At 39.1% G+C, this 25,443-nt stretch carries 20 protein-coding genes and 1 pseudogene; 10 read left to right on the top strand and 11 right to left on the bottom strand.

What is annotated here, in order from left to right; genetic code table 11:
- The first annotated feature begins 14 nt into the window (after positions 1–14).
- Positions 15–515, top strand: a complete 501-nt coding sequence (locus EL244_RS12280) for a hypothetical protein (RefSeq protein ID WP_006814948.1) — start codon at positions 15–17, stop codon at positions 513–515.
- Positions 512–5,731 (top strand): hypothetical protein, encoded by a 5,220-nt coding sequence (locus EL244_RS18075; RefSeq protein WP_232004550.1) that lies wholly within the window; start codon positions 512–514, stop codon positions 5,729–5,731. Before EL244_RS12280 ends, EL244_RS18075 begins: the two co-directional genes overlap by 4 nt.
- Before the next feature lie 137 nt (positions 5,732–5,868).
- Here the strand turns inward: EL244_RS18075 and EL244_RS12270 are convergent, their stop codons facing one another.
- From EL244_RS12270 to EL244_RS12260, 3 genes are all read right to left on the bottom strand, one after another.
- Complete coding sequence (locus EL244_RS12270; protein WP_126461244.1) at positions 5,869–6,690, bottom strand: helix-turn-helix transcriptional regulator; 822 nt, start codon at positions 6,688–6,690, stop codon at positions 5,869–5,871.
- A 725-nt stretch (positions 6,691–7,415) separates the two neighbouring features.
- On the bottom strand, positions 7,416–7,766 hold the full coding sequence (locus EL244_RS12265; protein WP_126461239.1) for a nitrous oxide-stimulated promoter family protein: 351 nt from the start codon (positions 7,764–7,766) through the stop codon (positions 7,416–7,418).
- Between the two features lie 139 nt (positions 7,767–7,905).
- Entirely contained in the window at positions 7,906–8,118 is a 213-nt protein-coding gene (locus tag EL244_RS12260; RefSeq protein ID WP_006814941.1) for a DUF465 domain-containing protein, read from the bottom strand.
- Between the two features lie 265 nt (positions 8,119–8,383).
- Here EL244_RS12260 and eco point away from each other — a divergent pair, with 265 nt between their 5' ends.
- A complete protein-coding gene (eco, locus tag EL244_RS12255) occupies positions 8,384–8,860 on the top strand; it encodes a serine protease inhibitor ecotin (RefSeq protein ID WP_126461236.1) in 477 nt (158 codons plus the stop codon).
- A 74-nt stretch (positions 8,861–8,934) separates the two neighbouring features.
- On the opposite strand, the gene EL244_RS12250 is transcribed toward eco, so the two are convergent.
- A complete protein-coding gene (locus EL244_RS12250; RefSeq protein WP_006814939.1) occupies positions 8,935–9,372 on the bottom strand; it encodes a universal stress protein in 438 nt (145 codons plus the stop codon).
- 361 nt (positions 9,373–9,733) lie between these two features.
- Between EL244_RS12250 and EL244_RS12245 the strand changes: the two are divergent.
- The 5 genes and pseudogenes from EL244_RS12245 (at position 9,734) to EL244_RS17915 (ending at position 14,187) form a co-directional block, all read left to right on the top strand.
- Positions 9,734–10,662: pseudogene (locus EL244_RS12245) on the top strand (cation diffusion facilitator family transporter).
- Between the two features lie 212 nt (positions 10,663–10,874).
- Positions 10,875–11,897: a galactose-1-epimerase gene (locus tag EL244_RS12240; protein ID WP_126461233.1), complete on the top strand. Its 1,023-nt coding sequence runs from the start codon at positions 10,875–10,877 to the stop codon at positions 11,895–11,897.
- A 71-nt stretch (positions 11,898–11,968) separates the two neighbouring features.
- Positions 11,969–13,342 (top strand): ATP-dependent RNA helicase DbpA, encoded by a 1,374-nt coding sequence (gene dbpA, locus EL244_RS12235; protein WP_126461230.1) that lies wholly within the window; start codon positions 11,969–11,971, stop codon positions 13,340–13,342.
- 318 nt (positions 13,343–13,660) lie between these two features.
- The gene (locus tag EL244_RS12230) at positions 13,661–14,017 is read left to right on the top strand and encodes a type II toxin-antitoxin system RelE/ParE family toxin (RefSeq protein ID WP_409268290.1); all 357 of its coding nucleotides are present in this window, start codon (positions 13,661–13,663) and stop codon (positions 14,015–14,017) included.
- Positions 14,017–14,187 (top strand): hypothetical protein, encoded by a 171-nt coding sequence (locus EL244_RS17915; RefSeq protein WP_006814934.1) that lies wholly within the window; start codon positions 14,017–14,019, stop codon positions 14,185–14,187. The genes EL244_RS12230 and EL244_RS17915 overlap by 1 nt, the downstream gene beginning before the upstream one ends.
- A 52-nt stretch (positions 14,188–14,239) precedes the next feature.
- Here the strand turns inward: EL244_RS17915 and EL244_RS12225 are convergent, their stop codons facing one another.
- The 3 genes from EL244_RS12225 to prpB form a co-directional block, all read right to left on the bottom strand.
- Positions 14,240–15,694: a bifunctional 2-methylcitrate dehydratase/aconitate hydratase gene (locus EL244_RS12225; RefSeq protein ID WP_126461227.1), complete on the bottom strand. Its 1,455-nt coding sequence runs from the start codon at positions 15,692–15,694 to the stop codon at positions 14,240–14,242.
- Positions 15,695–15,705: 11 nt separating this feature from the next.
- On the bottom strand, positions 15,706–16,872 hold the full coding sequence (gene prpC, locus EL244_RS12220; protein ID WP_126461224.1) for a bifunctional 2-methylcitrate synthase/citrate synthase: 1,167 nt from the start codon (positions 16,870–16,872) through the stop codon (positions 15,706–15,708).
- A 63-nt stretch (positions 16,873–16,935) separates the two neighbouring features.
- The gene (prpB, locus tag EL244_RS12215) at positions 16,936–17,826 is read right to left on the bottom strand and encodes a methylisocitrate lyase (protein WP_126461221.1); all 891 of its coding nucleotides are present in this window, start codon (positions 17,824–17,826) and stop codon (positions 16,936–16,938) included.
- A gap of 257 nt (positions 17,827–18,083) precedes the next feature.
- On the opposite strand from prpB, the gene prpR reads away from it, so the two are divergent.
- Positions 18,084–19,676 (top strand): propionate catabolism operon regulatory protein PrpR, encoded by a 1,593-nt coding sequence (gene prpR, locus EL244_RS12210; protein WP_126461218.1) that lies wholly within the window; start codon positions 18,084–18,086, stop codon positions 19,674–19,676.
- Positions 19,677–20,306: 630 nt separating this feature from the next.
- The gene (locus EL244_RS12205) at positions 20,307–21,449 is read left to right on the top strand and encodes an MFS transporter (RefSeq protein ID WP_126462845.1); all 1,143 of its coding nucleotides are present in this window, start codon (positions 20,307–20,309) and stop codon (positions 21,447–21,449) included.
- 52 nt (positions 21,450–21,501) lie between these two features.
- On the opposite strand, the gene EL244_RS12200 is transcribed toward EL244_RS12205, so the two are convergent.
- From EL244_RS12200 to EL244_RS12185, 4 genes are all read right to left on the bottom strand, one after another.
- Complete coding sequence (locus EL244_RS12200; RefSeq protein WP_126461215.1) at positions 21,502–22,443, bottom strand: ATP-grasp fold amidoligase family protein; 942 nt, start codon at positions 22,441–22,443, stop codon at positions 21,502–21,504.
- A gap of 386 nt (positions 22,444–22,829) precedes the next feature.
- Positions 22,830–23,609, bottom strand: a complete 780-nt coding sequence (locus EL244_RS12195) for a heme ABC transporter ATP-binding protein (protein WP_006814927.1) — start codon at positions 23,607–23,609, stop codon at positions 22,830–22,832.
- A 4-nt stretch (positions 23,610–23,613) separates the two neighbouring features.
- On the bottom strand, positions 23,614–24,615 hold the full coding sequence (locus EL244_RS12190; protein WP_112837196.1) for a FecCD family ABC transporter permease: 1,002 nt from the start codon (positions 24,613–24,615) through the stop codon (positions 23,614–23,616).
- On the bottom strand, positions 24,612–25,433 hold the full coding sequence (locus EL244_RS12185) for a heme/hemin ABC transporter substrate-binding protein (RefSeq protein WP_126461212.1): 822 nt from the start codon (positions 25,431–25,433) through the stop codon (positions 24,612–24,614). The genes EL244_RS12190 and EL244_RS12185 overlap by 4 nt, the downstream gene beginning before the upstream one ends.
- Positions 25,434–25,443: the final 10 nt, after the last annotated feature.

Genomic DNA, 25,443 nt, shown 5'->3' with positions numbered 1-25,443 from the left:
GTTAAGGTAACTATATGTTTTTAAATAAATTTAATGTTGCATCTTTGCTTTTGGTAAGTACAGCATTTCTTGCAGGCTGCACGGCTAACCAAAGCTCAACGAATACTGCATCAATGAATAGTGAAAGTAAGCAAGCGGCAGTGAAAACTGAGCCTGTAGCGCAAGAAAAATCCGATAATTCTTATCCTGAATCCCAAAACATTTTAAATAATGCATTGGAGCGCTCTCCTAATGGTTTAGGGAAGCAAGGATCAGAAAATCTGAATGTGTGTATTAGAGAATTAAGTTCACTAAAAGCATTATCTCCTGAAGATTACAATCGCTTAGTGGGTTCATTCAAGGAAGTGAGTGATATTAACCAACTGTATAAGCAAATTGAAGCAACCGCTAGCCCAGATACTATTGAGCTATTACAGATGGCGATAGAATCTAAAACAAAAGTACTTTGCGCAAAAGTGCGTTATAGCGCTGTACTATCAACTGAATCTACTTTGCAGAAAATTAATGGATTATGAGACTTAACCTAAGGCTGTGTGTCTCTCTGGCACTGTTTTCGACATTTTATTCTCAAGTTTCCCATGCGGAACGTTTTAATAATGTCATTGATGATTTCGATTCTTACCTTCAATCAGAAAATGAAGGAAAAAAAACAAAGTCACTACCAGCAGAAGTGCCACTGAATATTAGTACACAGGCTCAAGGTTATGATGTTTTGGCTACGCTTTCCCCTGTTCCTGTAGCTAAGGAGAAAGAAAAGCGCCAAACCTCAACAGTTAAACAGCAAAAAATTAAAGAGAAAAAGAACGATAAACGTCCATTGAACACAGTGGTGGTATCTGAATCTCTAAAGATAAAAAGCGAAGAACAAATTAAGCCTTCAGAGACAGAAATCAGTACTGTCTCTGAAGTTTATCCATTAGCGACAAACACTCAATCTTATCAACCAATAATACTCTCATCCTATCCTAGCATATTCCAAAATAACCAATGGAATCCTAAATATTTGGCAAAAGATTTTGCTAAATACCAAGTTGTTCTTGATCCACTTGGTTTATATTCCACGAGATTTACTAAACAAGCAGGGATTGATAATTCTGCTTATCTTGCGCAATTGGCGAGTCTAATTGAGCAGCAGCAATTAAAGAATCTTTATAGATTTGGTATTGCTCAAGGTATTGGTGAATTAATCTCGTACAATAATTTGTTAACGGATGGGCAGCTAGTTTCTCAACTGATACATCATAATAAGAGTGTTGCAGAATTAAATTACATTATTACCGAAAAGCAGTTTGCAATTGATAAATTAAATGAAGAGCTTGTTGCAAATAGACAGCAAATTGAACAATTGCAGGGTGTAGTTAAATCAGTTGATAACAAACTAATTGTAGATGAGTTAAATAAAGAATTAGTTAAAGTTAGAAAAGAAGTTGCCGAAAAGCAAAATAATCTAACGGAACTTAGCGTAGAGAACAAACAGTCAAAGGAAACTATTCAACAGCTCGAAAAACAGCTGAGCGATGGTGTGGCCGAGTTTGCTAATGCAAAACAGCAATTAATAGAAAAAGATAAGTACGTCATTGATGCTAATCAGCGAATTGAACAGCTAACGACAGAAATTACTAAATTACAGTCTGACGCTCAACAGCAACTACAGCTTTCGGGTAAGACTGATGAGCAATTGAAGTTACTTAATGCAAACCTGCTAAAACAAGAAGAATTGTTAAAGCAGAAAGAAGAAGATTTCAAGTTAGCACAAACTCAAAAAAATGATGTTCAATTGGCGTTAAAACAGCAACAAGATGTAGTGAAATCGCTTGAGCAAAAAAACCAGCAGCTCACAGAACAAATACAACAAAAAAATAATGTAGAAACCGATTTAACCGCGGCTCAGAAGCAATTGGCGGACGCGAAGGCACAATTACAGGCACAACAAACGCAAGCTGAGCAGAAACTGGCGTCACTGGGGCAAACCAGCGACAAACAAGTGAATACGCTGACCGCGCAGAATCAGCAACTCACAGCGCAATTAGCGGAAAAAGTGAAGCAGCATGAAGCAGCGCAAACGACGCTGGCGAAGCAAAATGCCGAATTAGCGCAGCAGCAAACGCAGCTTGCCCAGCAAAAAAGTGGACTGGAAACCGATTTAACCGCGGCTCAGAAGCAATTGGCGGACGCGAAGTCACAATTACAGGCACAACAAACGCAAGCCGAGCAGAAATTGGCTTCACTGGGTCAAACCAGTGACAAACAAGTGAATACGCTGACCGCGCAGAATCAGCAACTCACAGCGCAGTTGGCGGAAAAGGTGAAGCAGCATGAAGCGGCGCAAACGACGCTGGCGAAGCAAAATGCCGAATTAGCGCAGCAGCAAACGCAGCTTGCCCAGCAAAAAAGTGGGCTGGAAACCGATTTAACCGCGGCTCAGAAGCAATTGGCGGACGCGAAGTCACAATTACAGGCACAACAAACGCAAGCCGAGCAGAAATTGGCTTCACTGGGTCAAACCAGTGACAAACAAGTGAATACGCTGACCGCGCAGAATCAGCAACTCACAGCGCAGTTGGCGGAAAAGGTGAAGCAGCATGAAGCGGCGCAAACGACGCTGGCGAAGCAAAATGCCGAATTAGCGCAGCAGCAAACGCAGCTTGCCCAACAAAAAAGTGGGCTGGAAACCGATTTAACCGCGGCTCAGAAGCAATTGGCGGACGCGAAGGCACAATTACAGGCACAACAAACGCAAGCTGAGCAGAAACTGGCGTCACTGGGGCAAACCAGCGACAAACAAGTGAATACGCTGACCGCGCAGAATCAGCAACTCACAGCGCAATTAGCGGAAAAAGTGAAGCAGCATGAAGCAGCGCAAACGACGCTGGCGAAGCAAAATGCCGAATTAGCGCAGCAGCAAACGCAGCTTGCCCAGCAAAAAAGTGGACTGGAAACCGATTTAACCGCGGCTCAGAAGCAATTGGCGGACGCGAAGTCACAATTACAGGCACAACAAACGCAAGCCGAGCAGAAATTGGCTTCACTGGGTCAAACCAGTGACAAACAAGTGAATACGCTGACCGCGCAGAATCAGCAACTCACAGCGCAGTTGGCGGAAAAGGTGAAGCAGCATGAAGCGGCGCAAACGACGCTGGCGAAGCAAAATGCCGAATTAGCGCAGCAGCAAACGCAGCTTGCCCAGCAAAAAAGTGGGCTGGAAACCGATTTAACCGCGGCTCAGAAGCAATTGGCGGACGCGAAGGCACAATTAAAGGCACAACAAACGCAAGCTGAGCAGAAACTGGCGTCACTGGGGCAAACCAGTGACAAACAAGTGAATACGCTGACTGCGCAGAATCAGCAGCTCACAGCGCAATTAGCGGAAAAGGTGAAGCAGCATGAATCGGCGCAAACGACGCTGGCGAAGCAAAATGCCGAATTAGCGCAGCAGCAAACGCAGCTTGCCCAGCAAAAAAGTGGGCTGGAAACCGATTTAACCGCGGCTCAGAAGCAATTGGCGGACGCGAAGGCACAATTACAGGCACAACAAACGCAAGCCGAACAAAAATTGGCGTCACTGGGTCAAACCAGCGACAAACAAGTGAATACGCTGACCGTGCAGAATCAGCAACTCACAGCGCAGTTGGCGGAAAAGGTGAAGCAGCATGAATCGGCGCAAACGACGCTGGCGAAGCAAAATGCCGAATTAGCGCAGCAGCAAACGCAGCTTGCCCAGCAAAAAAGTGGACTGGAAACCGATTTAACCGCGGCTCAGAAGCAATTGGCGGACGCGAAGGCACAATTACAGGCACAACAAACGCAAGCTGAGCAGAAACTGGCGTCACTGGGGCAAACCAGCGACAAACAAGTGAATACGCTGACCGCGCAGAATCAGCAACTCACAGCGCAGTTGGCGGAAAAGGTGAAGCAGCATGAAGCGGCGCAAACGACGCTGGCGAAGCAAAATGCCGAATTAGCGCAGCAGCAAACGCAGCTTGCCCAACAAAAAAGTGGGCTGGAAACCGATTTAACCGCGGCTCAGAAGCAATTGGCGGACGCGAAGGCACAATTACAGGCACAACAAACGCAAGCTGAGCAGAAACTGGCGTCACTGGGGCAAACCAGCGACAAACAAGTGAATACGCTGACCGCGCAGAATCAGCAACTCACAGCGCAATTAGCGGAAAAAGTGAAGCAGCATGAAGCAGCGCAAACGACGCTGGCGAAGCAAAATGCCGAATTAGCGCAGCAGCAAACGCAGCTTGCCCAGCAAAAAAGTGGACTGGAAACCGATTTAACCGCGGCTCAGAAGCAATTGGCGGACGCGAAGGCACAATTACAGACACAACAAACGCAAGCCGAGCAGAAACTGGCGTCACTGGGGCAAACCAGCGACAAACAAGTTAAAATATTGACGGATAAAAACCAGCAATTAGCGTTACAACTCGCTAGTCAGGTTGCTCAATTATCGGAAAAAAGTAACTTAGAGACTGAATTAGCTATTGCTAAAAAACAACAAGTAGAGCAGAAAAATAATCAAGAAAGGCTCACTAAACAGTTAACTGATAGCCAAAACCAGCAAGATTTATTGCAAACGCAATTAGCGGCGAATGAGAAAAGTTATATAGATACTCAATCTCAATTGAAGCAAGCGAATTCTCAAGTACAAAAATTACAAAAAGACTTGGAAAAACAAACGGCATTGGTTGGAAAAGCTAGTGATAAGCAAATTAAAGATTTAACGAGTGACCTAAGTAAGCAAATTTCTTTATTGGAACAAAGAGAAGCTGAATTAGTTAAACTTGGTGCAGATAAGCAGGGTATTAAGGACGCTTTAACCGCTCAGTTATCAGATAAGAAAAAACTCGAATCTCAAAATTCGAAGTTAGTTGCACAAGCTAAAGATCAAGAAAAACAAATATCTCAACTTGAGACTGATCTTGCTAATCGTAATAAACAACAATCAGATATTGAACAGAGATTATTAGACGCAAATAAACAGCTTAATGAATTAAAGCTAGAAGCACAAAAATTTACGGCTGAAAATACAGGTAAACAGAATCAAGAATTAGATAAGCTTAAAAAGCAGCTGGATGACAAGGTGTTAGCCGATACTAAGGTTCAGAAAGAACTAACAAAGGCAAAAGAAAGTTTGAAGAAAGCTGAAGATGAATTAGTTTCATTGAAATCATTCTCTACCGATGATGGGCTTAAATCTCAGATTAGAGATTTAAATCAGCGAGTTATGCAGTTAAGGAAGGAAAATGACTCGCTCAAATCGGCTCAGACACATCAGGCACAGTCATCAGGTAAAACGCCAAGCATCATTAAGATCCCTGCGAAAGATACAAATTCGGTTGCTCAAGAGAATGCAAAACGTAATCAAAAAATAATACAGGACATTAACCAGCAGAAATACAGTAAATTGGATAGTCATACTTATTATAAAGTCTTACAAAAAGGTGCACCGATTTCTAATGTAGCAGATAAACAAATCACAATTATCATGCGAGAGCAGTTGACAGACGGTAAGGTGACTGTCATGCATACAGAACAAAATCCAATGGTTTTAGCTTATAATCAGTTACCACCGCCATTAAATATGTTTGTTGATAAAATTGGTGTTGGCGGCATGGTGAAAGTTTATATTGAACCTGAAGGTGGCTATGGGGTTGATGGTGTTCCTGGCACAATTCCACCAAACTCAATGTCCATAATTGATTTTAAAGTTATAAGCGCAAAATAATTGTTTTACGTATGAAAAGAAGGGCTTGCCTAATCAGTAAGCTCTTTTTTATTTTTGAAAAAATAAAACTTTACCTTTCTGCCAGTGTAGTTAAAACTCTAACTCTATACTGACAGGGTATATTGACTATAGAATGGCTAAGATATTTTTCGTACCCGACTAGGCGTATAACCGAAACGTTTGTGATAGCTTTGAGTAAAATAAGATTGACTGGAAAATCCCGCTTCCATAGAGACTTCCACAATACTCATTGATGTATTAATTAATAATTGATGGGCATACATAATCCGTTTTTCACTGATCCAAGAACGTGGTGAAGTCGCATAAACGGTATGAAATAACTCTTTAAATGTGGTCAACCCCATGCCAAATGTTTTAGCAAATTCATTTAATTTCCATTCCTTTAAATAATTGTTTTCCATAAAAGTCTGAAGCCGCTCAGCTTGGCGATTACTTAATTGGCGTAAGTTTGATAACAGTGTTGCACCTTGATCACTATAAGATAAAAGAAGCAATAATTCGTTGATTCTGAGTTTTAGTATCATCTCAGGAAACTGAGATTGAATAAATGAATCCAAGCTATCTCTTATCTGTTCTATAAATGTATTACTAGTAAATTTAATAATGTCGTTCGAAGTATTATCTGAGCGTTCAATCTCACTGAGTTGTTCTCCATAGAGAGATAAATACTCACGTAAAAATTTATCATCTAACGCTATCCATAAAAATTCACCATCAGTATTAGAGTCTTCACTCTGAAAAGAGTAGGATCCTTGTTTATGATATAGAATATCTCCTTGATGCAAAGTTGTCTTTGCCGCAGGAGTTTCTAATAAGACTGAGCCTTTTTCAATGATGATAAGACCTTTTGTGGTCAGGTCGAGTATCGCATGAGGATTACTTTTATCGATACGCACCTTTTTTATCACTTGTTGGCCGAGTTTGATATTGTTGTTCATATTAGTACCTTTATTAATATCAATTCCAAAAGTAACCATCGAAATCAAATGTCAGCATTTGCAATTTTATTGATATAAAAAATCATGATTACTCTAGTAATTGAAATTATATAAAAGGTTACGTTTTTGTCATATTGTAAATTTAAATGTTAATAAATATTTCAAAGCATGGTTTTTCCGATTCATTTCCTCAATTAAATCGGAAAATACGATCTTTTCTTTTGGCGTTTTATTTTATAATTCCGATAATTATTAATACTTCAGTTTAATAATCTGTTTAAATTGATTTATTTGGTATTTTATAATTATTGTTTTTTGGCGTTCATTTACTATTTTTTTACCCGATAAAGATAATGTATCTTTTTTAGCTTATTATAATCAATTATTGCTATATAAATCATTGTCATTACATTCGTTAAATATAACATATATAAATATAACTAATGAATCATTAAATTAGTTTCATAATCAATTAATTTAATGATTTAATTCGATTAATTATATTAATTGATAATAGGCTTTTTTAGGCTATTTATGAGATTTGAATCTCATTATTGACTTTGTTTGGCTATTTGAATATCTAATCGTGATACTTAAAACATGGATTTTAGTAATTAGTTATTTAAGGTTACTATTTTTTATATAAGCGTCACTTTAGGTTTTTTCAAAAAAATCAAAATTAGAGTCTAACAACGCTCTATATTTTCGACGATAAAAGCAAATTTTTATTTATTAGATGATTGCCGAGATTTATGGGGTAATTCAGGAACCGGCTTTCTATCGTCGAGAAGATGACGAATAGCGAGAATAGGGTGGTGATAAAGCATTTTAGGACCAGCCCAGCGCATGATTAGTTTCATCTCATTACGCATTTTAGGTTGGTAGCAATGAATAGGGCATTGTTTACATGCGGGTTTTGATTCACCATAACGACACTTTTCTAGGCGATTAATAGCATACTTGAAAATTTTTTGATAATACTCTGGATCTTCCTCTGGGGCAGGATGAGATTTTTGGTAGATTTGTATCATTTTATCAATCGTTTTAATTTCACGACTTATTCGCTTTCCCGCCATAACTACCCCGAATCAGTTATCCAAAACATACATTTAATATATATGTTTTAATCTTAAATTGGTAGGGCTAATGATTGACAAGAATGGCATAAGGGCCCTTATGCCATTAGGTCAGTGCGAGCAACAATGTGTGAATTACTTATCGAGTTGTTTGCATTATTCTTTGCATTTCATCTTTTAGATGTAGTTTTTCTTTTTTAAGTTTAGCGACTTGTTCGTTATAGCCTGCACCAGAAGGCCCTTCAAGTTTACTAATTTCTTTATCAAGCTGATGGTGCTTTTCATAAAGGGACTGAAAGCGGGGATGAGTTGCGATTAATTGTGAAACTAAATCTTGATCTGCAGATAACATACTACCTCCTCAGAATGTATTAAGCCTCACTTTCAGTATAATCGCTGATTGTTTTATGTACATTTGAAAAAAGGAAATTTACATAATTTTTATTAATTTTATGATCCCTATACTAAAATTAAGTATGATTACAGAGGTGATATCGAATTATCTATATTTTTGTAATTAAGAATCATCTATAGTGATTAAGCTGGTTAATCTAACTTATTATGTAATTAAACATGGGTTTTAATGCGGATTTATTTTTTAAAATAGGAATTTTATGATGAAAAAGGCGATTTTATCTGTAATGGCTGCGGTAGCTGTCTCATCTTGTGCAGTTGCGACTGAGGATTTAGGAAAGATCGCGCCGTATCCAAAAGCTGAATCTGGTATGACTCGTCATGTTATTGATCTGAAAGCTCAGCAAAATGAATACAACTATATGGTTGAGTTAGTGATCGGTAAAACAATGAAGGCAGATTGTAACCGCCAATGGTTCATGGGTGACCTAGAAGAAAAAACATTAGAGGGTTGGGGATATAGCTATTATAAATTAGATGATGTGAAAGGTCCTGCATCAACGATGATGGGCTGTTCCGAGCCGGCAAAAGATCGCTTTATTAGTACCCAGTTAGGTGATGATGCTTTTGTTCGTTATAACAGTAAGCTACCTATTGTGGTTTATGCGCCATCTGATATGGAAGTAAAATATAGAATTTGGTCTACTGATGAAAAATTAATGGATTCAGTTAAGAAATAGCGGGGAGAATGCCGCAGCTCCGATTCATATGGGGTGCGGCATTTTCATATAAAAAATAATCTAAAAACTCAGTTTTAGCGAACTACAAAGACAGATGTTTTAGCGTGACGGACAATTGCGGATGCTGTTGAACCTAATAAATAGGTAGATGTACTTGGGTGATGTGAGCCAACAACAATTAAATCTGCATTAATCTCTTCTGCATAATCCAGAATCTCATCTTTTGCTGAACCAATGCTAATTTTGCAGTTAATCTGTTTGTCTGCAATTTTGATATCCTTGAGTACTTCCTCAAGAGCTTTCATGGCTAATGCTGCGCGCTCTGCTGAGTTTTTATGGCTTTCAGGCAATATGGCAACCTCAATACCAAAAAACAGTTCTACACTGGGTAGCACAGATAGAAAATGAATTTCAGGTGTTCCAAGTTTAGCCAAGCTTTCTACATGGCTGATGATTTTTTCATTTAAATCATCCTCTAACAAATCAATAGGAACCAATATTTTTTTATACATAGCTACCTCTTTATATGTTATTTAAATTTTATTGTATAGTTATAATCTAGTGGATCATATGTTATTTATCTATTCCTGATAATTAACGTTTGAATTTATCTATAACTAACAGAGATAAATATATTATAAATTATATAGCTAGTAAAAAACTGATACTCAGTTAGCATATTACCAATAGATCTATTTTATTCTAGACATGAAAGATAAAGAATAATCATTATCAATCAATGAAATCAATTATTTACAATTTATATTGAGACATTTAACAAATAATATGAGAATATTTTAAATTCAATTAAGTCATTGAAAATAAATAATATTTAAATGATAATTATTTTGTTTTTCATTAAGAGCATTTTTTATGCATAAACATAAAACCCCAAATAGTGGGAAAAGCGATTTAGAGTTATTACAAAATAAATTCAATGCGGCTAAAAAAAGTACACTCGTTAGTGTTGCCGTTAATTCACTTTTGTCTATTTGGCAGATTATTGTTGGTATATTCTCTCATTCATCAGGTTTAATTGCTGATGGTATTCATACGTTATCTGATTTAGTTGCAGACTTTGTTGTTCTTATTGCAAATAAAAGAGTCATAAAAAACCAGATGCAGACCATCCTTATGGCCACTTTCGTTATGAGAATGGTGCTTCCCTTATCTTAGGAATCATTTTGTTGATTGTTGGTGTTGGTATGGGATGGTCAGCAGTTGATAAAATGTTGCATCCTGAATTGATACCTGAAGTTCATACGGCTGCGTTAGTTGCTGCATTAACGGCATTGGTCGCTAAGGAAGGGCTGTTTCGTTATATGTTGCATGTAGCAAATAAAGTCAATTCAAGTATGTTAGTCGCAAATGCTTGGCATGCTCGTTCTGATGCAGCTTCTTCATTAGTGGTTGCTATTGGTATTGTCGGGAGTTTATGTGGAATTCGTATTTTAGATCCCATTGCCGCTTTAATTGTAGGGACATTTGTTTTTCGTATGGGGTATAAATTTACCTATCAATCCATGCAAGATTTAATGGATAAAGGAGCCGATGAAGAAACCCTAGAACAGATTAGTAATGTGATTAGAAGTGTAAAAGAAATAAAAGGATTCCATGATTTAAAAACGCGTAAATCGGGTGACTTCTTATTAGTCGATGTCCATTTAGAATTAGATGCTCAGATGACCATCCTTGAAGGGCATGATATAGCAGTAAATGTTCGTAAACAGCTTATGAAAAACCCGCAAATACTTGATGTAATGACCCATTTAGATCCTTACGATGAGTATTGCTTGCATTAATTCTTAACTCCAAGACGACTGACTTTATAAAAAGCTGATTACAGAAATGTTATCAGCTTTTTTATTCTATCATTTTATATTTGAGGCTATCTTTTTGTAAAGATGGAAATTGTTAGGAGTGTAATTATAGTGTTAATCATAAATTCGTTTTATTATTGTGAACTTATATAACGCTAAGCTAAAAATCCATTGAATAAGGGTTATTCAGAAAAATGCAGTTTACCAAGCAACAACGTCACACACTGAGAACACCCAAAGTGGTCGCACTCACGAATAAAGATGGAATGAAAATTATTTTGAGCAGTCTTGGCGCAAGTTGGGTAAGTTGTATTTTGCCGCTAGATACTGGTAAACGAGATGTCATTTTAGGGGCGCCAAATATGGCGACTCAAATGGAACAACGTGTCTATTTTGGGGCAACGATTGGACGAGTGGCAAATGGTTTTCGAAATCCTACTTTCAATTTTGAATGTGAAACTTATCCTGCGGCTAATAGCCAGGAAATACATAGCTTATCTACCAGCACTGATAGTTTTAGTTATCGAGTATGGGCTATCTCGCAACCAGACCAACAGCAAGTTGTATTCACATTAGTTTCCCCTGATGGTGACCAAGGTTTTCCTGGAGAGTTAAAAATTGAAGTGCATTATCAATTAACGGATGACAACCAAGTTATCATTAGTTACCGATATCAATCTACTCATGATTGTCCAGTAAATTTAACGAACCATACTTATTTTAATTTAGCAGGCGAGAGTTCAACGCGTACTGCATTAGAGCATGATTTACAAATTTTAGGTTCACATTTTTTACCACTAGATGAAAACGGACTCCCGACGGGAGAGCTGAGAGATGTTACCGATACTCACTTTGATTTTCGGCAGGGAAAACGTATAGGGCGTGATTTTTTACTGGATGAAGACCAAACAGTTATGGGGGGTTACGATCATACTATTGTTTTGGATAACACTACGGATGAGCCAAAAATATCCGCATCATTAGGTGCACCAGATGGCGATGTCAGAGTCAATATTATAAGTACTTTGCCAGCGGTACATCTCTATTCAGGGAATAAACTAATTTCTGTTTTGGGTAAAAATAAAACGCATACACCATATTCAGGTGTTGTATTAACGACCCAATATCCGTTTGATAATATGGAACAGACAAATAGCGGTATTGCACACGCCAATCAAATTTATACTAACCAAACTCGCTATCAATTTATTTTCTAGTATCATATGTGGGGGTGTTAGAAAACATCTCCCTCCATTTGCCTATTTTTAATTTATTCGGAATGTTAACTGTGACTTCATTTGCTGAACTGAATGCGCTTCCTTTGGAGCAACTCTCTAATCTTAATGAATTGGGATTCTTAACGATGACACCAATTCAAGAAGCGGCTTTACCCGCGATCCTTGCCGGTCAGGATGTCCGCGCACAAGCTAAAACGGGAAGCGGTAAAACGGCAGCGTTTGGTTTAGGTTTACTGCAACATATTGATGCGAAAAATTTTAATACTCAATCACTAGTATTATGCCCAACAAGAGAACTTGCGGATCAAGTTGCTAATGAATTACGTCGTTTAGCGCGTTATATTCCCAATTTGAAAATATTAACCTTATGTGGTGGCGTACCATTTAGTGTCCAGCGAGATTCATTAGCCCATGCTGCTCATGTCATTGTGGCAACACCTGGACGTTTACTCGACCATTTACATAAAGAAACAGTAAATTTAGATCATCTGCAAACGTTAGTTTTAGATGAGGCTGACCGTATGTTGGATATGGGGTTTTCTGATGAGATCGATGCCATTATTTCTTTTGCTCCTTATCAACGTCAAACATTATTATTTTCAGCAACATGGCCTGAAAGTATTGCTGATATTAGTCAGCGTATTCAGAACAATCCTCAGACTATCGAAATTAACTCAGTTAATGAATTACCGGATGTTGAACAGCAATTTTATGAAGTTGCTCGCCATGACAAAATTGAATTACTGCAAAAATTATTGAGCCGTGACCAACCTGCATCTTGCGTTATATTCTGTAATACCAAGAAAGATTGCCAAGCCGTCTTTGATGCGCTGAACGACAGCAAGCAAAGTGTATTAGTACTGCATGGTGATATGGAGCAACGTGACCGAGACCAAACTCTAGTTCGTTTTGCGAATGGGAGTAGTCGGGTCTTGGTTGCTACGGATGTTGCCTCTCGTGGCCTAGATATCAAAGCGTTAGAAATGGTGATTAACTTTGAACTATCTTGGGATCCTGAAGTTCACGTACATCGTATTGGGCGAACGGCTCGCGCGGGTCAAAGTGGTTTAGCTATTAGTTTATGTTCTCCGGAAGAAGCTCAGAGAGCAAATGCACTGGAAGAAATGCTCAACATGAAGCTGAATTGGTTACCAGAGCCAACGGGATTACGTATTACGCCTTTAGAAGCGGATATGGTCACTCTATGTCTAGATGGTGGTAAAAAAGCAAAAATTCGACCTGGTGATATCCTTGGCGCATTAACAGGGGATGTTGGTTTACAAGGTGACGATATTGGCAAGATTACTATTCACCCAATACATGCTTATGTTGCAATTAAAAAATCTGCTGCTAATCAAGCGTGGAAACATCTACAACAGGGTAAAATCAAAGGTAAATCGGTACGCGCTAGATTATTAAAATAGTTATAATGGCCTATTCTATCTTAGCCCTAGCTCGATTGAGCTAGGGTTTTTTTATATATTAAACATGAAAAATCATAAATAATATTTAATTATTATCATGGCTGACTACCTTCCAATTCTTATGCTCATCATTTTCCTGCGAAGCGCTTCCCATAAAAAGCAATCAAACTCATTTTTTATTTAATCCATTTAATATTTCCGTTATAACGCTTGCTGTATCTGAATTTAAAAGGTTTGTTTGATTTTCATATCATATAAATAATTGTTTTTTTTATAACCAATAGGTTACGGGTTTATTCAAATATTAGGAGATATATTTTGTTGACATGGACGATAAAAACAAGGATTTTATTCGACGATTGGTTAGAAATTCAAAACTATAGTGTGCGAAAGAAAATCTTAGCGAGATTAATTATTCTTGCTGAGTTTGGACCTTACTTAGGCCGTCCTTACGTTGATAGGCTAAAGCGCTCTAAGTTTATGCATATGAAAGAATTAAGGATTCCTGTAGGTAGGGAGCCCATTAGAGCATGTTTTGCATTTGATTCTAAGCATTGTGGAATTGTATTGTGTGCGGATAGTAAAAAAGGGTGGGATGAAAAGTTGTTTTATAACAGTTTGATTAAACGAGCGGATGCTGAATATGCATCTCATCTTGTGAAACCGGAGGAATAATGGGAACGTTAGAGAAATTATTAGCCAACTGCTCACCAAAAATGCGTCAAGAAATTGATGAGGAAGTTATCGAGTTGCGCCGTGATATTGAGTCATCAAAAGTGCTAAGTGGAAAGTTAATTGTCCCGCCAGAAGATGAACCAACTTCAGGGGCTACAGTGAGTTTATAGTTTTGGCAGGGGGGTAAACAAGGTTTACCTCCCTTGGCTTTTTACTTATCAATCAGATAACAAATAAGTCTAAATATTCATTAACTGCCATGTCTTCAAGCAGAGGTTTGTCTAATGAAGCGCTCAGAATACGTAACTGCTGGGTTTCAGGAAATTGTCTCGCTAAATTAGTTCTAAATTTTTTCAGTAATAAGGGCATGCCTTCCTGACGACGGCGTTGATGCCCTACAGGATATTCAATAACAATTTCGTCTAGGACTTGACCGTCTTTTAATTTCACCGTTAATCCATTGGCAATAGAGCGCTTATCGGGATCATGGTAATCCTGTGTGAAACGAGGGTCTTCATGGCAATACATTTTGGCTCGTAAAGTATCAACTCGGCTATCTTGAGCGATATTATCTTCATAGTCAGAAGCAGTAAGACGCCCAAAAATAAGCGGAATTGCCACCATATATTGAATGCAATGGTCACGATCTGCTGGGTTATGTAGAGTGCCTTGTTTGTCAATGATCCGTATACAAGCTTCGTGAGTTCGGATATTAATTGATTCAATATCGTCAGCTGTTTTACCCATTTGTTGTAACTGGTTATACAGTTGTAGAGCGGCTTCGACCGCAGTTTGTGCATGGAACTCTGCTGGGAATGAAATCTTAAATAGTACATTTTCCATGACATAAGAACCGTATGGTCTCTGGAACTTAAAGGCTTGCCCTCGAAATAGGGAGTCATAGAAACCCCATGTATTGGCGGTTAGGGCAGTGGGATATCCCATTTCCCCTTTCTGAGCCATGAGCGCTAATCTTACTGCACGAGAAGTGGCATCACCCGCAGCCCAAGATTTACGGGAACCTGTATTTGGTGTGTGGCGATAGGTTCGCAAACTATGACCATCAACCCATGCCAACGAAATGGCATTTAATATCTGCTCTCTGTTTAATCCAAGCATTTGAGCAACAACCGCTGTGGATGCGACTTTAACAAGAATAACATGGTCCAATCCGACTTTATTAAAGGCATTTTCTAACGCAATACAACCTTGTATTTCATGGGCTTTAATCATGGCGGTGAGTACATCGCGGATCACCAGTGGTTTTTTACCCTTACTAATATTTTCGCGAGATAACCAATCCGCAGTTGCTAGAATTCCGCCAAGGTTATCAGATGGATGCCCCCATTCTGCGGCAAGCCATGTATCGTTGAAATCTAACCAGCGGCACATCGTACCAATGTTGAATGCCCCTTGTACGGGATCTAATTGAAATTGAGTTCCCGGCACTTTAGTTCCATTAGGTACAATCGTACCTGGAATTAAAGGTCCAAGTAATTTTTTACATGCAGGGTATTCCAGAGACTCCATTCCACAGCCGAGGGTATCTAGCAAGCAATAGTAGGCTGTATCGTAGGCTAAATTGGAGGTAATAGGGAAATCGATAACATAGTCGACAATATCCGTCATAACCTTATCAAATTGAAGATGTAGCGAACGTTGGGTTTGTGTTGTCATTATTTTTACCTTTATTGGCGCTGCTCAATAGGAACAAAAAGTTTATTTTCTGGGCCGGTATAGTTGGCGGATGGACGAATAATTTTATTGTCTTGGCGTTGCTCGATAATATGGGCAGACCAACCTGCAATACGGGCAATTGCAAATAGTGGGGTATACATAGCGGTTGGTACTCCCATCAAATGATAGGCAACAGCAGAAAACCAATCGAGATTCGGGAACATGTTTTTCTCCCGCTTCATGACTGATTCAATATGGTCAGCAATCGTGTATAAATGGCGATTCATACACTGTTCTGATAGCTGTAGAGCGACTGATTTAATAATGGGATGACGTGGATCTGCTAATGTGTAAACAGGGTGCCCAAATCCAATGATGACTTCAGAGTTTTTGACTCTAGCCACAATATCCTGCTCTGCATCCTCAATAGATGAATAACGTTGCTGGATTTCTAATGATACTTCATTTGCGCCACCATGCTTAGGTCCCCGAAGTGCCGCGATTGCCCCTGTGATCGCAGAATAAAAATCGGTACCTGTTCCGGCAATGACTCTTGCAGCAAACGTTGATGCATTAAATTCATGCTCTGCGTATAAAATCGATGCAATATGCATAAATTTTTCCCATTGAGCGGGAGGCTTTTTACCGTGTAGTAGATGTAGAAAGTGTGCGCCAATGGAATCATCATCTGTCATGGTTTCGATACGACGGCCATGATGACTAAAATGGTACCAATACAGAAGAATAGAACCGAGAGATGCAAGTAATCTATCTGCGATATCCTTTGCACCCATTAATGTATGGACATCTTTTTCTGGTAATACACATCCCATCATGGATACACCTGTGCGGATAACATCCATGGGATGAGTATTGGCAGGAATAGATTCTAAAGTTTGCTTAACATTAGTTGGTAAGCTTCTTAGTGGTTTTAATTTATTTTTATAAGCAATTAATTCAGTACGATTAGGAAGCTTATCGTGGATAAGTAGATAGGCAATTTCTTCATATTCACATTGAGTAGCTAAATCGTGTATATCATAGCCACGATAATGCAAGTCATTGCCATTTTTTCCTACAGTACACAGCGCTGTATTTCCTGCTGTAACACCAGACAGCGCCACTGATTTTTTCGGTTTAAACGTGGCGGATTCAGTATTCTTAAGTTGTTCATTCATCACGAATTCCTTGTAGGGGATAGAAGAGATTACAACTTGCTCTATAGGCTGTTTTTAAATGAATTAACGTTCCTTTTTTTGTGAAAATAAGGCATCAAGTTTTTGTTCATAGTGATAATAATTGATGCTTTTATACAGCTCTTCACGGGTTTGCATTAATGGCACCATACTTTTTTGAGTGCCTTCTTTGCGTAAAGTGGAGTACACCTGCTCAGCGGCTTTGTTCATCGCACGGAATGCTGATAGCGGATATAAGGCAATAGCTATCCCAACCTCACGCAACTCATCGAGAGTAAATAATGGCGTTTGGCCAAATTCGGTGAGGTTAGCGAGAACAGGGACTGGAGTATGGCGAGTAAATTGCTGATATATTCCTAGTTCGGTAATGGCTTCAGGAAATAACATATCGGCTCCTGCCTCAACATAGGCATTGGCACGTTCGAGAGCTGCATCGAGTCCTTCTACGGCGAGGGCATCAGTGCGCGCCATAATGACAAAGTTTTCATCTGTTCTTGCATCCACTGCTGCTTTAATTCGGTCGACCATTTCTTGGGTAGAAACAATTTCTTTGTTAGGTCGATGACCGCAGCGTTTAGCACCTACCTGATCTTCTAGGTGTAGGCCAGCAGCACCCGCCTTTAGCATTGATTTAACGGTACGGGAAACATTAAACGCAGAAGGACCAAAGCCTATATCTGCATCTACCATCAACGGCAAATCACAAACATCAGTGATTCGGCGAATATCGATTAATACATCGTCAAGGGTGGAGATCCCCAAATCAGGTATACCAAGTGAGCCTGCTGCAACGCCTCCACCAGAAAGGTAAATGGCTTTATAGCCAGCTTGTTTGGCGAGTAAGGCATGGTTTGCATTAATAGCACCGACTAATTGAAGTGGTGATTCATTCTTTACTGCATCTCGAAATTGTTGGCCTGCTGAAATGATAGACATAAAACCCCTTAATTTGTTAATCATTTGTAATTAAGTTTTTATAACTATAGTTAGATAGCAATTGACGTGCCAGACTGTCATAAATAGGAGAATTTAATGATAATTAATGAATATCAATAAGATGGCTAAAATATGTTTTTGTGATGTACAAGCGATTTTTTAATTAACATATTGGAATGTTTCATTGAAACGAAATAATGTTTCACTTAATAAAGTTTGAAACGTTTGTGCACCATGAAATAGGATAGGGAGTTATTATGGAAAAACCGATTATTTGGACTGTGTCTGTTTCCCGTCTCTATACTTTATTTCGAGATATAAGCCCTGAATTTAGTGCTCAAGCAGAAATTACCCCCTTAAATATTGGTTTTGAGCATGCAGCAGAGGAGGTGCGTCGTCGTTTAAAGGATGGGCACTGTGATGCCATCATTAGCGCGGGATCTAACGGTGCTTACTTAAAAAGCCACGTTTCTGTGCCTGTAATTATTGTCAAAATTAGTGGCTTTGATGTGATGCAAGCATTAGCCAAAGCTCGAGAAATTAGCGATAAAGTTGGTATTGTTAACTATCAAAAAATCATCCCAGCCCTCAATGAATTTCAAACCAACTTTGGCTTACATATTGAGCAGCGTAGCTATGTCACAGCAGAGGATGCTAGGGCACAATTAACCACTCTAAAGGCTATGGGAATAACGGTTGTGGTTGGCGCTGGGTTAATTACGGATTTAGCTGAAGAGATGGGAATGACGGGGATTTTTATTTATTCCACGGAAACCATTAGACAAGCGTTTTCTGACGCTATTGAACTCAGTAGAATGTCTCACCACCATACGGTTATTCAGGACCGTTATCAGCCAGTTAATCCTAACAAAGTTCGCCATACCATTAATGATCTGATCGGTTTGTCTACCCCCATGGAGCGAGTTAGACAAACGATTATGCTATATGCTCGCTCGGATGCAACTGTGTTGATCCAAGGTGAAAGTGGCACGGGAAAAGAGATGATTGCTCAAGCTATTCATCATGAATATAGCTTGTTTAACCAACATAAACGTAGCAAGCAACAAATACCTTTTGTGGCCGTTAACTGCGGGGCAATTCCAGAAACATTGCTGGAAGCAGAGTTATTTGGTTATGAAGAAGGGGCATTTACGGGATCACTGCGTGGCGGTCGTGCTGGGCTATTTGAAATTGCTAATGGTGGAACGTTATTTTTGGATGAAATTGGTGAAATGCCAATGGTTTTACAAACTCGATTATTAAGAGTTCTAGAAGAACGTTCTGTGGTGCGAGTTGGTGGTTATCGGCCTCTACAAGTGAATGTACGTGTGATTTGTGCCACTCATTGCGACTTAGATACCTGGGTCTCTGAAGGGCGTTTTCGTCGAGATTTATTTTATCGACTAGGTGTGCTCCGTATGAAAGTGCCTGCATTAAATGAACGAGGAGATGATATTTTCATTTTAGCAGAACGATTACTCAAGCTGGCTTTTTCGGGATTGCAGTTACCTCTCCCGTCATTCCGAGTTCAGCAGCTCCTGAATTGTCGCGACTTTTTCTTATCATATCCATGGCCAGGCAATGTTCGTGAACTGCGTAATTTGATGGAGCGAGTAGCTCTCTATTGCAGTGCTTATGCAGACAAAAGCATTAACACAGAAATGCTGATAAGTTTGTCACCGGAGAGGGAAGTTAAAGAAACACTAAAAATGGAAAATATGCAGCAACTAGAACAGTCGAAGGAATCTCTGGAAGAGGTTATGAAAAAATTTAATGGTGACCGCAAGGCTGTAGCTGAGTATTTGGGGATTAGCCGGACTACATTGTGGCGACGGCTGTCTTCGTCCTAATTCATGTTCTAGCAGTGTTGGTGGCACTCATTAATCTGAGTTACGGCCTTGCTATAACTTGAGCTAGCGATAAGTAAGGCTGTAAGGTTGCTGTCTATTTTCTCAGTTAGAAAAATACATTATCACTATATAGGCGTAAAATTGGCATTGAGAATAATCAATGTTGAAATTAGTTATGGTCATAAACCAAAGGCTAATTAACAAAAATAATTTCAAATAAATTTTTTAAAAAAATAGATAAATATATTTTGAATAACAAGTTTGAAGTGATTAAATATATTTAAAAAGTTAATGTGAAAATTTTTCAATTAAATTACAACTAGTTGATTTATATCTGATTAATTATTTTTGTTTTGATTTTTTAGTGATTTTTACTGCATGAAAAAACGTGATTTTTCTCACATAAATAAATTTGCTAGTAAGCATTAGTTTTTCTCATTGTCATTCCCTAAATGAAAGTTCTATATTGCGCTCAAATTGACCTTACTTATTTATTATTATCACTGCACTAGTCGCCAAAATGTATTCTTGAACAAGGATGCATTTTTGCCGTCATCTACGATATAGCTGCAGCGCATACTATTTATTTCATTCGTTGGAGAGTGGGACGTGAAAGAGTCCACAGCTATGATGCGCAAAGGCGACAACACATTCGTACCTGTCGCGGGTTTAACCTTATTCGCGGTAGCCTCAGGTTACTTGATGAGTTTGATCCCATTATCGATGGGGAGCTTTAATATTGATACTCAATATGCGGGCTGGTTAGCGAGTGCCTACTATATAGGATTATTAATTGGTTCGATGCTGATTGAGCCTGTGATTGCGAGAGTGGGGCACCGTATCGCTTTTATTGGCTTTTTGCTAATGTTGGCAGCGACGGTTGTTTTATTACCATGGATGCCAACTATTGAAGCATGGCTACCAAACCGCTTAATCGCTGGTGTCGCTGTCGCAGGGATTTTTGTGGTTGTGGAATCTTGGTTGCTGATCGGTGATAACCCGAAAGCGCGAGCAAAGCGTCTTAGTTTTTATATGACGTCATTATATGGTGGAACTACACTCGGTCAGCTTGCCATTGGCTTTATCGGGACTCAAGGGGTATATCCATTTATTGTTGTCTTGAGTATGTTACTTCTTGCTGTTCTACCGCCGCTGCTGTTTCGTCAGGGACAACCCGCTAGTGGATTGCATCAAAAACTCTCATTGAAGCAAATTACCCGCTTAAGTAAGCCTGCGATTATTGGTTGTATGGTGTCAGGGATCGTGATGGGAACCATCTATGGATTGATGCCTTTATCACTTAAAAAAGATAATTTTTCGACTGACCAAGTTGGCGTTTTAATGGCATCAATTATTTTAGGTGGAATGTTAATTCAGCCAATAATTAGCAAATTATCAGTGATGATGAGTAAAACATTGTTGCTAGCCATGGTGTCATTATTGGGTGTCTTTGCGATGGGGTTAATTTATATCTCTAGCGATTACATAGTAATGATTGTTGGGTTAGCTTTGTTGGGGATGTCGTCATTTGCCTTGTACCCAATAGCGATTACTTTAGCCTGCGATAAGTTAGATTCTTCTTTTATTGTTGCGGCGACTCAAGTGATGTTATTTAGTTATAGCATAGGCTCTGCAATGGGACCTGTTGTTGCAGGAAGTTTGCTATCCCAACATGGTGGTTTAGTAAACTTCTTCTTTATCGTTTTGCTGGTGACCGCAATTTATATGTTAATTGCGAGCTTACGCCGTAAAGCGAGTGTGCTGGTAAACTAGATAATATTAAGTTAAAAAACGCGCCACTTTTTCATAAGTAGCGCGTTTTTTATTACTTTTTCTTGTTGATAGTTGCAATAGCCAATTCAGCTTTAGCTAACTGTTGAATACGTTGCATGCTAACTTTTTGTTCCCATAGTTCACCAAGTTTGAAGTCCCAAGATAGTGGGCTTATGACTGTGCGTCCCGCATTTGGAGCGAAGGTTAATTCACTGAAATAAATTTTATTTTCAGCAAGTAAAAAATCTGCTCTACAATAATCAAAAGGGGTGACCAAAATTTGAGCTAACCGGAGCATTTCTTTAAACTGAGATGGTTCAGCTACTGGCTCTAGCATGTTAGGGTACCCGAAGTTTACTGGCTGAAGTTGCCAGTCAGTATCATAGATATTAATAAACTCAGTACCAGATTCGTCGGTATAATCTATTTCGGCATACATAGGCTTCCCTGAAAAACAATGTATTCGACACGTTTCTGGAATCAGTTTTCTGTTTTTTTGCTCAAAGATATCGATATATTCTTCGCAAATAATACGTGCTGGAATATTTTTATAATGACGTTCACGAGTAATGTAATAGAGATTCTTCATTAAATGGAACGACAATTTTTGCTTAGCTTCTTGTAAATTAAATTGCGATTTATCCGTACAGATAATACTGCTACCACTATCATGGGTACATTTAAGAACAAAGCGTGACGGCAACTGTTCAATTTTGATTTCATTCACATGATTATATGATGCCAAAATAGGAACGATATGCTCACTCCCTATCTTTTGGCTAACATATTCACGTACCGCTAGTTTATCAGCCAACTGGCTATATAACGGATTTTTATCATGGATCATGCGAAAATTAATTTTTTCATTAAAGCTTTTTGGTGCATCAAAGTTCGGGTGATATCCTAATTTTTTCATGAACTTATTGGCTAAATAGCTTTTGTCACTGATGATCAATGTGCGTAGTTTTTTTAGAAAATATTCTGTTTTTTTCATAAACGGGAAACCATGCTTAATAAAATAAGATTATTTGTATTATTGTTTTTGAATTATATTTTTCGTTATTTAAATGGTAATTAAATAGCTGATAGAAACGACGTTAATAATCAGGTGAAAATTAAGAAAACCTTAATAAATTCAATTTAAATAAGCTCAAGTCACTATGATTTAATCAATTGATTATATTTAAAGGCGCAATTTACCTATTAAATAGATAATTTAGTTAGTGATTATTTATGAAAAATTTGGAATGTAAATAAAACATATACAGAATGTATTTAATTTAATCGATAAAACTTTTACAAAACATTCAACCTTAAGTTAAATGTTTCTTGTTTGATGTAATAATTGAGCCATCAGTAGAATACGATGGCTTATTTTGTTTAATGGCGTAAGTAAACATAAGGCACGGCGGTTTCTGGATGTTGCTGAACGCCTAAATCGGCTTGATACCAGCGAGTTAAATTGTCATTAGTTAGCACTTCCTGCGGTGTTCCCGATACAACCAATTTACCTTGATGAATCAAATATACTTTATCGGCATATAACGCTGTTAGATTGAGGTCGTGCAATACGCAGCAGACACCCAATGGGCGTTCTCGGGTTAGTTGATGTAAAAGACGTAAACTGTGTTGTTGATGGTAGAGGTCGAGAGCTGAGGTGGGTTCATCTAGAAATAAACATGCGGGGGTAGGCTCTGGTTGCCAGAGTTGAGCTAATACACGAGCAAGCTGAACACGCTGTTGTTCCCCCCCAGACAATTGCCGGTAGTCTTGATGACGTAATTGAGTGCAGCTAGTTTGTTCTAGGGCGATTTCAATGGCTTGTTGTTTATGTTCTGAACCATAAGGTGTGCGTCCCATAGCGACAATATCTTCAACACTGAACGCAAATTGTAGATGGGTGTGTTGCTTCATTACTGCACGTTTTTTTGCTAATTGCTGGTGCCCCCATTGAGACAATGAGAGACCTTCAATCTGGCATTCTCCATTAGTCGGTAAAGCATAGCCAGTTAGCAATTTTAATAGACTCGATTTACCAGCCCCATTTGGCCCAATAATAACGACCATCTGATGTTGTTGAATGGACAAGCTAATGTCATCAATCAAGACCTTATTATTAATATGATAACTGAGGTTACGAGCGTCAAGTAAGGGTATCATTAAGTTAGAATCTCCCAGCGGGCTGGCGCAGTATCAACCATAGAAAATAGGGACCGCCAATTAACCCCGTCAATAATCCAACGGGAATTTCGGCTGGCACAACGAGGGTGCGAGCTAGGGTATCAGCGATTAGCAGTAACGTGGCTCCAACAATGGCTGAGCCTGGAATTAACCAACGATGGTCGGGTCCTAAGGTCATTCGAATTAAGTGAGGAACGACCAAGCCAACAAAGCCGATCACGCCGCTCATCGCTACTGCACAGCCGATTAATAAAGCGCTAAGAAACAGAAGAATAAATTTGCTACGCTCGACATTCAATCCAAGATAATGGGCATCTTCATCGCCTAGCTGGAGAATATTTAAAGCATTACCTTGCCATAAACACACAAAGCAGGTAGGCAAAATAATGCTGGCTGCAATCGTTAATGAAGTCCAATCGACATTACCCAATGAGCCCATCATCCACAGGCTAAACGTACGTAATTGTTGATCGTTACTGACGTAACTTAAAACGCCAATTAATGACATGCATAGCGCATTGATGGCAATTCCAGCTAATAATAATCGTGCTAAATTTCCATTTGAAATACGATTCAGACTAAAAATAATCAGGGAAACCGTTAAACTGCCGATAAAAGCGGCAGCTAAATGACCATAGCTTTGAAGGATCGTCGGTAAGGAAAACGACAAAACAATAAATGCTGCTACACATAATGCTGCGCCACTGCTGATCCCCAATAAGCTCGGGTCGGCAAGAGGGTTACGAAATAACCCTTGCATAATGGCTCCTGCAACCGCTAGTGCTAAACCTACCAATATTGCTAATAAAATGCGGGGTAGGCGAATAGTAATCCAAATTTGCCAGTCTGGGTCACTCATTGGGCTAAACCAGAGTGTTTTTAATGACAGATTGATAGCGCCTGCATTGGAGGCAATCAAAGTGACTCCCCCAAGCAGAACTAATAGCATCAAAATGGCAGATAGAGGATGCTTAAAACGACTCATTGGCTTTTTTCCAGCGCCTCTCGAAGTTGTAGCATGACCTGTGGCGTTCCTAAACTAAAGCTAAGCATGCCTACATCGTCGACTACTAATAACGCTTTATTTTTACCTGCTGGTGTTAAGGCTAGGCCCGGTAATTTCCAAACATTTTCAATACCGTTTAATGATTTAACACCTTCTTCAGTGAGCACAATCAAATCTGGTTGAGAGGAAATCAACCCTTCTTGAGAAAGCGGGCGGTAGCTAGTGAAGTTGTCCATCGCATTTTGGGCGCCAACCTCTTTTATCATGCTATCAGCAGCGGTATTTTGTCCTGCAGCCATTGGTTGTACACCACCATGACTCATAATAAAGACGACTTTTTTGTTAATCGGTGTCGTCGAAATTTCAGCAACTGAGCGATTAAATTGCTCCACCAGTTGTTGACCTTGCCCTGATTTCCCTACTGCATCTGCAATTGTCATAATTTTCACTGGAATGGCTTCTAATGCTGGTTTTCCCGTGATCTTCACCACTTTCACACCACTTTTTTCAATCTGAGATAGTGCAATTGATGGCTGAGAAAGTTCACTCGCCAACAGCAATGTTGGACGTAGAGAAAGTACCCCTTCAGCATTCAAGGTACGCATATACCCAACATCGGGAAGTTGCGTTGCCTGAACAGGATGTAAACTGGTACTATCACGACCCACAAGCGAATCCTGTGCGCCAAGTTTATATACAATCTCAGTAACATCACCGCCGAGGGTGATAATACGTTCTGCGGCCTGAGCGGTCAGTGACGCCATAAGCGCCCCCAAAATTAGAAGCCATTGTTTCATGATCAATTAC

Source organism: Providencia rustigianii (assembly GCF_900637755.1).
Lineage (GTDB): Bacteria > Pseudomonadota > Gammaproteobacteria > Enterobacterales > Enterobacteriaceae > Providencia > Providencia rustigianii.
Note: the sequence above shows the minus strand (reverse complement) of the source record. Positions and strands in the feature narration are given on the sequence as shown.

What these genes read in the sequence shown, in the direction of transcription:
- EL244_RS12280 (WP_006814948.1), top strand. Translation starts at nt 15, where the DNA reads ATGTTTTTAAATAAATTTAATGTTGCATCTTTGCTTTTGGTAAGTACA.
- EL244_RS18075 (WP_232004550.1), top strand. Translation starts at nt 512, where the DNA reads ATGAGACTTAACCTAAGGCTGTGTGTCTCTCTGGCACTGTTTTCGACA.
- EL244_RS12270 (WP_126461244.1), bottom strand. Translation starts at nt 6,690, where the DNA reads ATGAACAACAATATCAAACTCGGCCAACAAGTGATAAAAAAGGTGCGT.
- EL244_RS12265 (WP_126461239.1), bottom strand. Translation starts at nt 7,766, where the DNA reads ATGGCGGGAAAGCGAATAAGTCGTGAAATTAAAACGATTGATAAAATG.
- EL244_RS12260 (WP_006814941.1), bottom strand. Translation starts at nt 8,118, where the DNA reads ATGTTATCTGCAGATCAAGATTTAGTTTCACAATTAATCGCAACTCAT.
- eco (WP_126461236.1), top strand. Translation starts at nt 8,384, where the DNA reads ATGAAAAAGGCGATTTTATCTGTAATGGCTGCGGTAGCTGTCTCATCT.
- EL244_RS12250 (WP_006814939.1), bottom strand. Translation starts at nt 9,372, where the DNA reads ATGTATAAAAAAATATTGGTTCCTATTGATTTGTTAGAGGATGATTTA.
- EL244_RS12240 (WP_126461233.1), top strand. Translation starts at nt 10,875, where the DNA reads ATGCAGTTTACCAAGCAACAACGTCACACACTGAGAACACCCAAAGTG.
- EL244_RS17915 (WP_006814934.1), top strand. Translation starts at nt 14,017, where the DNA reads ATGGGAACGTTAGAGAAATTATTAGCCAACTGCTCACCAAAAATGCGT.
- EL244_RS12225 (WP_126461227.1), bottom strand. Translation starts at nt 15,694, where the DNA reads ATGACAACACAAACCCAACGTTCGCTACATCTTCAATTTGATAAGGTT.
- prpC (WP_126461224.1), bottom strand. Translation starts at nt 16,872, where the DNA reads ATGAATGAACAACTTAAGAATACTGAATCCGCCACGTTTAAACCGAAA.
- prpB (WP_126461221.1), bottom strand. Translation starts at nt 17,826, where the DNA reads ATGTCTATCATTTCAGCAGGCCAACAATTTCGAGATGCAGTAAAGAAT.
- prpR (WP_126461218.1), top strand. Translation starts at nt 18,084, where the DNA reads ATGGAAAAACCGATTATTTGGACTGTGTCTGTTTCCCGTCTCTATACT.
- EL244_RS12205 (WP_126462845.1), top strand. Translation starts at nt 20,307, where the DNA reads ATGCGCAAAGGCGACAACACATTCGTACCTGTCGCGGGTTTAACCTTA.
- EL244_RS12200 (WP_126461215.1), bottom strand. Translation starts at nt 22,443, where the DNA reads ATGAAAAAAACAGAATATTTTCTAAAAAAACTACGCACATTGATCATC.
- EL244_RS12195 (WP_006814927.1), bottom strand. Translation starts at nt 23,609, where the DNA reads ATGATACCCTTACTTGACGCTCGTAACCTCAGTTATCATATTAATAAT.
- EL244_RS12190 (WP_112837196.1), bottom strand. Translation starts at nt 24,615, where the DNA reads ATGAGTCGTTTTAAGCATCCTCTATCTGCCATTTTGATGCTATTAGTT.
- EL244_RS12185 (WP_126461212.1), bottom strand. Translation starts at nt 25,433, where the DNA reads ATGAAACAATGGCTTCTAATTTTGGGGGCGCTTATGGCGTCACTGACC.